General features: G+C 46.2%; 10 protein-coding genes. All 10 read left to right on the top strand.

Annotated elements, in window-relative coordinates; all coding sequences use genetic code 11:
• Positions 1 to 60: 60 nt before the first annotated feature.
• The 10 genes from groES to QSJ47_RS00525 all read left to right on the top strand — a co-directional run bounded on the left by groES (position 61) and on the right by QSJ47_RS00525 (position 12,085).
• Positions 61 to 402, top strand: coding sequence for a co-chaperone GroES (groES, locus tag QSJ47_RS00570; protein ID WP_053827687.1), 342 nt, complete (start codon positions 61 to 63; stop codon positions 400 to 402).
• 46 nt (positions 403 to 448) lie between these two features.
• A complete protein-coding gene (groL, locus tag QSJ47_RS00565; protein ID WP_285602113.1) occupies positions 449 to 2,095 on the top strand; it encodes a chaperonin GroEL in 1,647 nt (548 codons plus the stop codon).
• A gap of 219 nt (positions 2,096 to 2,314) precedes the next feature.
• Entirely contained in the window at positions 2,315 to 3,808 is a 1,494-nt protein-coding gene (locus tag QSJ47_RS00560; RefSeq protein ID WP_285602112.1) for a dynamin family protein, read from the top strand.
• Positions 3,809 to 3,956: 148 nt separating this feature from the next.
• Positions 3,957 to 4,562 carry a hypothetical protein gene (locus tag QSJ47_RS00555; RefSeq protein ID WP_285602111.1) on the top strand — a complete coding sequence of 202 codons (606 nt, stop codon included), beginning with the start codon at positions 3,957 to 3,959 and terminating at the stop codon, positions 4,560 to 4,562.
• Between the two features lie 12 nt (positions 4,563 to 4,574).
• Positions 4,575 to 5,150 carry a hypothetical protein gene (locus QSJ47_RS00550; protein ID WP_285602110.1) on the top strand — a complete coding sequence of 192 codons (576 nt, stop codon included), beginning with the start codon at positions 4,575 to 4,577 and terminating at the stop codon, positions 5,148 to 5,150.
• A 17-nt stretch (positions 5,151 to 5,167) separates the two neighbouring features.
• Positions 5,168 to 5,647 carry a hypothetical protein gene (locus tag QSJ47_RS00545; protein WP_285602109.1) on the top strand — a complete coding sequence of 160 codons (480 nt, stop codon included), beginning with the start codon at positions 5,168 to 5,170 and terminating at the stop codon, positions 5,645 to 5,647.
• A gap of 212 nt (positions 5,648 to 5,859) precedes the next feature.
• Positions 5,860 to 6,036, top strand: coding sequence for a class I SAM-dependent methyltransferase (locus QSJ47_RS00540; RefSeq protein WP_285602108.1), 177 nt, complete (start codon positions 5,860 to 5,862; stop codon positions 6,034 to 6,036).
• A gap of 625 nt (positions 6,037 to 6,661) precedes the next feature.
• Positions 6,662 to 10,270, top strand: coding sequence for a DNA polymerase III subunit alpha (gene dnaE / locus QSJ47_RS00535; protein ID WP_285602107.1), 3,609 nt, complete (start codon positions 6,662 to 6,664; stop codon positions 10,268 to 10,270).
• Positions 10,270 to 11,034, top strand: a complete 765-nt coding sequence (locus tag QSJ47_RS00530) for a pseudouridine synthase (RefSeq protein ID WP_221271723.1) — start codon at positions 10,270 to 10,272, stop codon at positions 11,032 to 11,034. Before dnaE ends, QSJ47_RS00530 begins: the two co-directional genes overlap by 1 nt.
• Positions 11,027 to 12,085, top strand: a complete 1,059-nt coding sequence (locus QSJ47_RS00525) for an oxidoreductase (RefSeq protein WP_221271721.1) — start codon at positions 11,027 to 11,029, stop codon at positions 12,083 to 12,085. The genes QSJ47_RS00530 and QSJ47_RS00525 overlap by 8 nt, the downstream gene beginning before the upstream one ends.
• The last annotated feature ends 488 nt before the right edge of the window (positions 12,086 to 12,573 follow it).

The following is a 12,573-nucleotide window of genomic DNA, read 5'->3' as shown; positions in this document are numbered from 1 at the left end:
CGCTAAAATCGTGGCACTTAAATTTTTTAAGTGCTAATTTTCGTAAATTGAGGAGACCCTATGTTTAAACCATTAGGTGAAAGAGTGCTGGTTGAAAGACTAGAGGAAGAAAAGAAAACCGCTTCAGGGATCATCATCCCCGACAACGCCAAAGAAAAACCCCAAATGGGCGTGGTGAAAGCCGTGAGCCATAAAATCAGCGAGGGTTGCAAATGCCTTAAAGAGGGTGATGTGATCGCTTTTGGCAAATATAAAGGCACTGAAATCGTCTTGGGCGGTAAGGAGTTCATGGTTTTAGAACTTGAAGATGTGCTCGGCATTGTGGATTCTTGCTGCCACGGGCACGGACACGATCACAAGGGCGATCACAAACACGAGGGCAATTGCTGCCACAACCACTAAAAAGAGCAACACCCAGGCATTTAAAATTTAACAAAGGAAAACAAAAATGGCAACAAAAGAAATTAAATTTGCAGACACCGCACGCAACAAACTTTTTGAAGGCGTGAAACAACTCCACGACACCGTGAAAGTTACTATGGGGCCTAGAGGGCGCAATGTGTTGATCCAAAAAAGCTACGGCGCGCCCAGCATTACAAAGGACGGCGTGAGCGTGGCTAAGGAAATCGAGCTTGCTTGCCCTGTGGCGAACATGGGCGCACAGCTTGTCAAAGAAGTGGCGAGCAAAACCGCCGATGCTGCCGGTGATGGCACCACCACCGCCACCGTTTTAGCCTACAGCATTTTTAAGGAGGGCTTACGCAACATTACAGCGGGGGCTAACCCCATTGAAATCAAAAGGGGCATGGATAAAGCCAGTGAGGCGATCATTGCCGAGCTTAAAAAAGCGAGCAAAAAAGTGGGCGGTAAAGAGGAAATCACTCAAGTTGCCACCATCTCCGCTAACTCCGATGAAAAAATCGGGAAGTTGATCGCCGATGCGATGGAAAAAGTCGGCAAAGACGGCGTGATCACCGTTGAAGAGGCTAAAGGGATTGAGGACGAATTAGATGTGGTGGAGGGCATGCAATTTGATCGCGGCTATCTCTCCCCCTATTTTGTTACCAACGCTGAGAAAATGACAACCCAGCTAGAAAACAGCTACATTTTACTCACCGATAAAAAAATCTCTAGCATGAAGGACATTTTGCCCTTGCTTGAGCGCACCATGAAAGAGGGCAAACCCCTTTTAATCATCGCTGAGGACATTGAGGGCGAGGCTCTCACAACTTTGGTGGTGAATAAACTTAGGGGTGTGCTGAATGTCGCCTCTGTGAAAGCCCCCGGCTTTGGCGATCGCCGTAAAGAAATGCTGAAAGACATCGCGATTTTGACCGGCGGACAAGTGATCTCTGAGGAACTTGGCAAAACCCTAGAAAACGCCGATGTGAGCGATCTAGGCGTGGCTGCTAGGATTGTGATCGACAAAGACAACACTACAATCGTAGATGGCAAGGGTAAAGCCCACGATGTGAAAGATCGCATCGCCCAAATCAAAACCCAAATCGAAGCCACCACCAGCGATTACGATAAAGAAAAACTCCAAGAACGCCTAGCAAAACTCAGCGGCGGCGTGGCTGTGATCAAAGTCGGGGCGGCTTCTGAAGTGGAAATGAAAGAAAAGAAAGATCGCGTAGATGACGCTTTGTCTGCCACTAAAGCCGCTGTGGAAGAGGGCATTGTGATCGGTGGGGGGGCAGCTTTGATCCGTGCCGCCCAAAAAGTGCATTTGAACCTAGAGGGCGATGAAAAAGTGGGCTATGAAATCATCATGCGCGCGATTAAAGCCCCCCTAGCGCAAATCGCCGCCAATGCGGGCTACGATCGCGGCGTGGTGGTGAATGAAGTGGAAAAACACAAAGAAGCGCATTTTGGCTTTAACGCGAGCAATGGCGAATATGTGGATATGTTTAAGGCAGGGATCATTGATCCGCTTAAAGTGGCGCGCATCGCCTTACAAAACGCCGTGTCCGTCTCTAGCTTACTACTCACCACAGAAGCCACCGTGCATGAAGTGAAAGAAGACAAACCTGCTCCTGCCATGCCCGACATGGGAGGCATGGGAGGCATGGGAGGCATGGGCGGCATGATGTAGCCCTTGCCTTTGCTTTTTTAAAGGGGGGTTTGGAGGGGGTAATTTATACAAGAGTCTTTTTAATCTTCTTAATCTTTCTTAGTCATCTTCTTAGTGCTTTGTTAATCTCTTCATGCTACCCTCAATAACTCGATCAAAAATAAAGGTGTTGCATGTCTTTTGTGTGTTTCGCTTGTGGGTTTAAAAACCCTTTGGAGGATTTGTTGTTTTGTTTAGAGTGTGGCGCGCTGGGGGGGGGGGGGGGGTGATTACCAAAACACGCAAACCCTAAAAGAAGTCCAAGAAAAAGTCAAAAACTTTCTTAAAGAGTGCCAAAGGGCTGAAGAAAGCGTGCAGGTGCGTGCTCCGCTTGAGGGCTTGCAGGGGGTGTTTGAGCAAGCGGTGCAAAACCGCAATTTTTTAAAAGTCTTGCAGGGCTATATACCAGAAAACGCCCAAGAGTTGCAGGGCTTTCTCGATCAAATCGAGCAGTTTTTAAAACGCGATGCGGGTTTTCAAATCGCCTTTGTGGGCACGATCAAGGCGGGTAAATCTACTTTGATTAATGCCATGCTCCAAAAGGATTACGCTAGCGTGGATGTCAATCCCGAAACTGCTGTACTCACCAAGTTTAAATACGGCTCTAAGCCTCTAACCACGATCAGATTTTACAGCGTAGCGGAGTGGGCACGGCTTTTAAAGAGTGCAACGGATAGTGGGGGCAAATTCTTCAAAGAATACCAGCAATCTAAAGCCGAGCAAGAAAAAGACAAGTGGCTAGGGATGTCTGCCATCAGCGAGCCCTTGAGTAAAGAGTGCTTGGCTAAATACACTTCATCCAGATCGCCCGTGCATTATTTTGTCAAAGAGGTGCTTATTGAGTTCCCCGAGTTCCCCTATGAAAAAAACATCGTTTTCGTGGATACCCCGGGCTTGAATGACCCCGTTGCTTACCGCTCCAATGTTACACGCGACTACATCCAAAACGCTAATGTGGTGTTGATGTGTGTGGAGTGCAAAAATTTACAGGGGCAAGAATTAGACACCATTTTTAGGATTTTTGACAACACCTATGGCCATCCCGAAAAAGTCTATACGCTGGGCACGCATTACGACATTTTAAACAACCCTGCTAAAGACTGGGAGAAAATCAAAGCCAAATGGACGGAGTGGCTGACAACCGATCACACAGGCAGGGGCAAAACGGGTTATAACCCCAAGCTTGCCCAGCAAAACATCATCCATGTTTCGGGGCATTTGTCTTTGCTTTGCACTTTAGCCAAACAGGGGGCTTTAAGCACAGAGGAGGAAAAACAACTTAAAAAGCTGTGTTATGGCTTCTTTGAAAGCGATAAAATCGCCCCCCACCTCAAAGAATTGCAAAAAATCTCCAATGTGGAGGCGATCCACCAGAGGATTAAAGAGGATGTGCTGGATAGTGCCCAACAAGAAATCTTAGAGGACACTCGCAGAAGTTATGCCGTCATCCAACAAGAAATGAAGCATTATTTTGGCAACCACGCTAAGAGTTTGGGTGAGAGTTACGCCAGTGTGCGAGGAGACACAGCCCAAATCAACGCCAAGCTAGAGCAGGACAGACATAAGTTAGAGGAATTAGAAAAATCCAAGCAGGAGTTTGAATCCTTGATCGCGGATTTTGATGCGGAATCTAAGAGTGTCTTAGACAATCTGGACGCTGAAATCGATAAAATCATTAAAGAAAGCGGGGTGTGAAATGGGATGGTTTAGCGATGTTTGCGATTGGGTAGCAGAGAAAGCCAGTGTAGCTTGGGAGAGTGTTAAAGAAGTTGCTAGCACTATTTGGGATGGCGTAAAGAGTATCTTTAGCTCCAGTCAAGAAACTGCTAGGAGTGTGGGCGCAATGCCTTCTTATTCAGCCAGCAGTGCATCGGCACAAGAAACCATCGACCTTAATCAGGTGTTGGCAGAGTTTAAAGCAAAGGCTAGAGAAATGGCAGCAGAGCCACAAGAATCTCTAAGGCAAGAGTGTATCGCCGTCTTCGATCGCCTCGTAGAAGAGGTGGAAAAAATGGGGGCACATTGCAATTTGCAGTCTTTGCGCCAAAACATCCGCAACCGCCAAAAATCCATTTTTGGGCGCATTAAGGGGTTTCACGAAAAGCTTTATACAAAAATCAGCCTAGATAACACAGAATGCCAAACAATTTGTGCCTTCAATCCGGGCAAAGAGAAAGAAAACAGGATGTATCAATTCATCAACCAAGCCATCCAAGATGCCCTAAGGGACTTCAAAAAAGAGATTAGGGACAAGGTGCAAGAGGCGATCGACAGTGTGAAAGAGAAGCTACAAGACCAATTAGACAAAGAAAATAGCCTTCTTAAACACAGCCAAGAAGCGTTAAAAGACATCCAAGAGGCGAGCGACATCAACCAAAAAGAGCAAAAGCAATTAGATTTGGCGTTTGCGTTTTTCAGTGCTGCCTATGCTAGCCAGCAACTCGGGTAGCGTGAGGTTTAAATGGCAACTCAAGAGCAACTCCGTTGGCAACTTTGCAACCAGTTAGAAAATCTCCTAAAAGCCAAGTGGCACACAAGGGTTTTGGCTTTTTTTGATGGGCTTGCACTAGAAGTGTTGCGCAAACATTTTAGTGCTTTCGATCGCTTGTTGGCGGGTGTGGATAAGGAGAGTGCTTTATACAAAGACATTCATCGCCAACAAGTGACGATTTTTAAGCACATCCGCCATTTTTATGAAACCTTGCACGCCCAAGTTAGTCTAGATAATCCCAAATACCAAGAAATTTTTACTTTGAGTCCCGCGCGTGAAAAGGAGGATCAAATGCGACAACACCTTGCCCAAGTACTCAAAGACTCTTTGAGAAAATTTAAAGAGAATATGCGTCAATCGATCGCAGAGGTGCAAACAGCATTAAAAAACCGCCTCAATCCAAAGAGCGGGCAATGTTTGCTCGCACCCTGTCCTAAACGCATATTAGAGATTCAACTAGGAGAGAGGCAAAGAAGAGAGTCTAAGTTAGCCTTTAAACACTTTATCGCCACTTATGGCGTGTGGTTGCTCCAAGAAAAAACCTAAACCAAAAAAGGCACATAATGCACCACTTTATCTTAAACAGCGTCAAGGCGGATTTTTACACTTTCAAGGGCAAACACTACGAAAGATTGGGGCTAAAAGAGCCAAAAGACAATGAGGAAAGGCAATTATTACAGATCGCAAAGCGTTACCAAAACAACATCCGCCAAATTGAGGCACGCATGCAACACTATTTAGAATCCAAGCTTAAAAGTTACACACATTTACGCTTTGACACCCTTAAGGACGCAGAGATCACGCTCAACTTAGATTTTCAAGTTTTCATCAACCGCCATAGCGACCTTGCGACCACCCATCTTTACTATGTGTTCCGCGCCGTGTTTAAACGATTTGCCGCCTACAAGGTCAAGCAACTCTTAGAAAAAATCCACTCCAAGCTCTTAATGCGTAAAATCAAAGCTAACCATCTGTGGCTAAAACACGCATGCCCTCTCTCTTTTAAAGAGTTGCTTTATTTTCAGGCTTTCAAAAGTTTTTAAAACCCACACCCAAGATAGGGCAACAACGAGATTTAGAAAGGGGGGAGATTAAAACGGGGGTGTGGTGCTAAGATTTTTTAGACACAAAGACCGGCGCACTTGATCTTTAAGCCTTTCTGTAATAGCACGGGCATTTTAATCATAGTTTTTAAAAGAATTGATGCTAGATTATTTTATATCGTAGGAGGTTGACCCCTCCATGTATACCAAATATGGACTTGCCCGCTCATTTACACGAAGTTGTCCAAACTTTGCCTAAAAATGCAAGGATTCCTGATTTTGGTTGTGGATTTGGGCAGTTTTTAAGTGCGCTTAAATGGGTAGGGGTTAATGGGGATTTTGAGCTTCTTGGTCTAGACATCAATGAGCGGGCTGTGGCGCATGTGTAGAGTTTAGGCATTGATGCCATGTTGTGCCTAAATTTCTTAGAGTATAAGCCTGAAAAACGCTTCGATCTTGTGATCCTCTCCTATGTGTTGGAGCGCTTAAACAAGGACAAATCATCCTCGCTTTGATACATCTTAAAGCACATTGTTTAAGCCCACAAGGCAAGATTTTTGGGAGGCCATCACTTGCATCCAATGTGCCATTGTCATCGCAGAGTTTAACGCTCTATTTGGTCTAGAATTATGTGTGGCGTGTCCTATCGACCCGATTTTGAGCGTTTCAAAACACACTACAGCGGATTGTATTTTGGTGCAAGTATTAAAGCGTTGATTGCTTTAGGGCAACAAAAAGGTTACCAATTTGTGGGGTGCGACAAACGGGGAACAAGTGTGTTTTTTATCCACAATCCTTTAGCCTCTAAACCAAATTTAAAATTACGCTCTTACAAGATATTGCTATGATCACCATTACCGCCAAAGCCGTGATCAAGCCGGAGTAAGCACCTTGTTAAGTGGCAATGCTCGCTTTGAGCTCATCAAACATTTACCCTTACATGCCTAGAGTTCCCAAACTAACCCTTTTGATTTTTAAGTCCTACTATGTAATAGTGTGGGTAAAGGATACCCAATGCAAAACTACACCCACCTACACCTGCACACCGAATACTCTCTGCTCGATGGCGCAAATAAAATCAAGGTTTTAGCCAAAAAGATCAAAGAGCTGGGCATGACCAGTGTGAGCATGACCGACCATGGCAATATGTTTGGGGCGATTGATTTTTACACCTACATGAAAAAAGAGGGGATCAAGCCCATCATTGGCATTGAAACCTACCTACACAACGCCGAAAAGTTAAACGACAAACAATCCCGCCAGCGTTTCCACTTGTGCCTATACGCCAAAGATTTAGAGGGCTACCAAAATCTCATGTATTTGAGCTCTCAAGCTTTTTTAGAGGGGTTTTACTACTACCCCCGTATCAATAAGAAAATCTTAAGAGAAAGAGCTAGGGGGCTGATTTGCTCGAGTGCATGCTTACAAGGCGAGATCAACTGGCATTTAAACAACCAAAACCCCCGTAACAAAAAATTCGGTGCAAAGGGCTATGAGGAGGCTAAACGCATTGCCCTAGAATACCAAGACATTTTCGGGGACGATTTTTATATGGAGATCATGCGCCATGGCATTGCCGACCAACTCGCCATTGACGAACAGGTGATTAGGCTCTCCAAAGAAACGGGCATTAAGCTTATCGCCACCAACGACACCCACTACACCAACAAAGAGGACGCCAGTGCGCAAGAAGTTGCTATGTGTGTGGCGATGGGCAAGACCCTAAATGACACCGAACGGCTCAAACACTCCGTGCATGAGTTTTACATTAAAACCCCCGAAGAAATGGCTAGGCTCTTTGCCGACATCCCCGAAGCCCTCGCACACACGCAAGAGATCGCCGACAAATGCCATTTAGAGATCGATCTTAAGAACGACACCAACCCCCCCACCCCCCCCCGCTTTAAATTCACCAAAGAATACGCCCAAAACGAAGGGTTAGACTTTGAGGACGATAAAGCCTACTTCGCCCACAAGGCAAGAGAGGGGCTTAAAAAACGCCTAGAGATCGTAGAACCTAGCTTGCACGCCAAATACACAGAACGGCTAGAATACGAGATCAAAACCATCAGCGACATGAAGTTTGCAGGCTACATGCTGATTGTGTGGGATTTTATCCGCCACGCAAGAGAGAGCAATATCCCTGTGGGTCCGGGGCGTGGGAGTGCGGCGGGCAGTTTGGTCGCCTTTTGTTTGCAAATCACGGATATAGACCCGCTCAAATACGATCTACTCTTTGAGCGGTTCTTAAACCCCGAGCGGGTGAGCATGCCCGATATTGACACCGACTTTTGCCAAAGACGGCGGGGCGAAATGCTCGATTATATGATCGCCAAATACGGCAAGTACAATGTCGCTCAGGTGATCACCTTCAATAAAATGCTGGCTAAGGGGGTGATCCGCGATGTCGCAAGGGTGTTAGACATGCCCTACAAACAAGCCGATGAAATGGCAAAACTCATCCCCAATCGGCTAGGGATCACCTTGCAAGAAGCCTTTGAGCTTGAGCCTAAAATCCAAGCCTTGATTGAGAGAGACAAGCTTGCCAAACAGGTTTGGGATTTTTCCTTGCGTCTAGAAAATTTGAATCGCTCGGCAGGCAAGCATGCGGCGGCTTTGGTGGTGGATAGCGAGCGGGAGCTTTGGTATAAATCCCCCCTTTACACGAGTGAGCGCACAGGTGGCATTGTAACGCAATATTCCATGAAATACCTAGAGGCGATCGACTTAATCAAGTTTGACTTTTTGGGGCTAAAGACGCTCACGGTGATCCACGATGCCCTAAAGGTCATTGAAAAATACAGCCACAAAAAGATCGACTTTTTGAGTGTGGATATGGACGATCCGAAAGTCTATGCCACGATCCAAGAGGGCAACACGGTGGGGATATTCCAAATCGAGTCGGGGATGTTTCAAACCCTTAACAAACGCTTGCGTCCTTCTAGCTTTGAGGACATCATTGCGATCATTGCGCTAGGCCGCCCCGGACCTATGGAGTCTGGCATGGTGGATGACTTTGTCAATCGCAAGCACGGCAACGCCCCGATCACCTATATGTTTGACGCACTAGAGCCCATTTTACGCCCCACTTATGGCACGATCGTTTATCAAGAGCAAGTCATGCAAATCGTGCAAACCATTGCGGGCTTTTCTTTGGGGGAGGCGGATTTGATCCGCCGAGCGATGGGGAAAAAGGACGCACAAATCATGGCGGACAATAAAGCCAAATTCGTGCAAGGGGCGATCAAGAATAAGTTTGACGGACAGAAGGCAGGCGAGTTGTTTGACTTGATTGTGAAATTTGCCGGCTATGGGTTCAACAAGTCCCACTCCGCCGCCTATGCGATGCTGACTTTTCAAACCGCCTATTTAAAAACCCACTACAAGCACGAGTTCATGGCGGCAATGCTCAGCAGCGAATGCCGCCACATTGAGTCGGTGGCTTACTATGTAGAAGAGGCAAGCTCTATGGGGATCAAAGTGGAGCGCCCCCATGTCAATACCTCCGATGTGCAATTTAAGGTGGAGGATACAAAGGGCGAAAAAGTCATTGTCTTTGGGCTGGAGGCGATCAAGGGGGCGGGTGAGGGGCCACTAGGCACTTTGGTGGAAATTCGCGAAAAACATGGCAATTTTACGAGTTTAGAGGACTTGATTAGCAAAATCGACTTTTCAAAGTTTAGCAAACGCATTTTAGAGCCACTGGTTAAATCAGGCAGCTTAGACGGGCTGGGCTACAACCGCCGCACCATGCTAGAAAATCTAGACGCAATTTGCGATGAGGGGCGTAGGAAGGATAAGAGCAACGCGCAGATGAGCGTGGGGTTGTTTGCCAACATGTCTAGCGAACAGCTAGAAAAGGCACATTTAGACTTGGTGGAGTTGCCCGAATTTGACGCGAACACGCTTTTAAACTATGAATACGAGTGCATGGGGCTTTACTTCTCAGGCCACCCCCTAGACGCCTTCAAAGACGAGATTAAAGGCCTTAAAAATGTGGCTAAGAGCGTAGATATTGCACGCATGGAGATCGGCTCGTCAGCTGTGTTTATCGGCAAGGTTTTAGATGTCAAACGCAAAATGGGGAAAAACAGCGGAAAACCCTATGGCGAGGCGGCGATCGTGGATTTCTCAGGCCGCTTTGAGCTCATGCTGTTTGAAAAACAACTAAACGCCCTAGATCAGCTAGACACAGAATTGCCCCTAGCTTTTAAATGCAAGATCGAGGAGCAAGAGGAAGTCGCCCGCTTGCGTCTTTTGGAGATCGACACCTTCGAAAACATTAAAAAAGCCAAAATCCCAAGAGTACGCTACAAAGTCCAAAAAGAGGACACAGAGGACACACAGCCCGTAGACCTTGTCAAAGACTTTAGTCAAAATCCTAGCTCTTGTGTGATCGGACACCAAGACGAGCAGCATATCCCCCTATCCATTGTGCTAGACACAAGCGTGTCTTTGGACTTGTTTTCTAAGCTCAAAGAAGCCGCCGCAAGCCACAAGGGCAACCGCGCCTTGTCCGTGGTCTTTTACGAGCAAAACAAACGCTTGCGTTTCAACACCGCCTTTAAAGTCAGCACCACAATCAAAGAAAATTTTAAAACCTACAAATGGCTGGATAATTAATGCGTTTAAACCAATTCTTAGCCCACAATATCCCCTGCTCGCGCCGGGCTGCCGACGCGCTCATTGCTGAAGGGCGGGTTAAGGTCAAGCACACCAAAGCCACCTTCACCACACCCTTTAGCCCCAAAGATAAAATCTTTGTGGATGGCAAGTTGCTCAGGCCAAAAAAGCACGAGCATTTCAGCGTGATTGTCTATCACAAGCCCAAGGGCGAGCTGGTGAGCCACAAGGACGATCGGGGACGCAAGGCCATTTTTGACAGCTTAGATAAAAAGTTTCAACACTTCACCCCCATAGGGCGTTTGGACTATGCGTCTATGGGGCTCTTGCTCTTAAGCGATAGTAAAAAAGTCGTGGATACCTTGATGCATAGTCGCTTGGAGCGTACCTATTTGGTGAAAATCGATGGGAGCGTGACGCAAGCCATGCTTGATGCCTTTGAAAATGGCTTAGAAACCACCAGCAAAGAAGGGGCGCATGAAAAAAGTCGCATAGAGAGCATCCACATTGCCCCCATGCAGGCGATGGTGCTTAAAAGCAGCCGCAATTACTCTAAGCTTAAGCTCACCTTGCAAGAGGGGCAAAATAGAGAATTACGCCGCTTTTTCGGACATTTTAAGCGAGAAGTGCTAGACTTAAAGCGGGTTAGCTTTGGTTTCGTGTCTTTAAACGCTCTGCCTGTAGGTAAAACCCGCTATTTAAATGCGAAAGAGTATAAGCATTTACACGCCTTTTTAAACCAACTAGGAGAAGAAAATGGATAAAACATTGTTGTTTAGCCCTTGGAAAATCAAGGATTTGGAGCTCAAAAACCGCGTGGTGATGGCACCGATGGATCAATACAGCGCCGTGGATGGCTACACCAACGAGTGGCACACGCACCACTATGTCAGCCGTGCTATTGGGCAAGTGGGCTTGATTATTTTTGAAGTGGCGGCGGTGAGTGCGAAGGGGCGGATCGATCCGGGGGATTTAGGCATTTATGAAGACGGGCACATTGAAGGTTTGGCTAAGATTGTGGCTGAGTGCCACAAATACGGCTCTAAAGTGGCTTTGCAGATTGGGCACGCAGGCAGAAGGGGGCAGCTCAAAGACACTCCGCTTTTAGCCCCCACAGCTTTGCGTTTTAACGAGCAATACGCCACACCTAAAGAAATGGATACCAACGACATTAAGCAAGTCATTTTAGAGTTTAAACAAGCGGGTTTAAGAGCCAAACAAGCGGGCTTTGATGCGTTAGAAATCCACGCCGCCCATGGCTATTTACTCAGCAGCTTTTTATCCCCCCTAACTAACCAAAGAAGCGATGCCTATGGCAAAAATAGGGCATTGATTTTACAAGAAATCTTAGAGAACCTAAGAGAGACTATGGACTTGCCCCTCATTGTGCGCGTGTCTGCCACCGACTACCATAAACAGGGCAATACTCCAGAGAAAATGGCTGAGCTTTTAGAGCCCTTAAGCCCCCTTTATGATGCCCTCAATGTCAGCAGTGGGGGCGTGGTGCAAGCCCCACCTAAGAATTATAGAGCCACTTCAGGCAAGGCCACCGAAGAAACCAGCATTAAAGTCTATCCGGGCTATCAAATCCCCTATGCGTTGGTGCTCAAAGAAGCCTTGGATAAACCCACAATCGGGGGCGGGCTCTTAGAAGAGCCCAAAATGGCACAAAGATTAGTGGGTAGTCAAGTTGTGGATGCGATCTATTTGGCTAGGGCTTTGCTCAAAAACCCCTTTTGGTGTTTTAATGCGGCCATGAGCTTAGGGCAAGAGATTGAAATCCCCAAACCTTACGCTAGGATGGTGTATTTGTAGTCTGTTTAGGGTTTTTAAGAATGCTTATATGTGTTTTCCATGCCTTGCCTAGCTAAGTCAATGGTTGTTTATTTTGTAAATAAAATTTATGGGGGAAATAAATCGAGTTTATTTGGTTAGAAAATATAAAACTACACTTGTATATACTCATATACGCAAGTGTACATAAGCGAATAATTAAGGAAAATGGGTTCTGTTCATTTTTGTTTTTTGTTAAAGATAGCAAGGGCTCTAGTCTTGTGGGTAGCTTGTGTACCTCAGAAGTGATCGATGGTGTAGTCTAGTTGTATTAAGAGCTTTTGGTGGTCATCGGGGGTGCTGCAATAAATGGGCTCTGTGCTTCGGGGATTTTATCTAAGTTCGTTTAATTTACACCCACCTTTCAAACCCATTTATTTTTTCATCTATCAAAATCCATTTGCCCCCATAGTTTTGGTATAAGTGTTGCAATTTTATCCTTGTTGAGATTAAAGGATTTTTCTAATTCT

It is taken from the genome of Helicobacter sp. NHP22-001 (assembly GCF_030270165.1).
GTDB lineage: Bacteria > Campylobacterota > Campylobacteria > Campylobacterales > Helicobacteraceae > Helicobacter > Helicobacter gastrofelis.
Note: the sequence above shows the minus strand (reverse complement) of the source record. Positions and strands in the feature narration are given on the sequence as shown.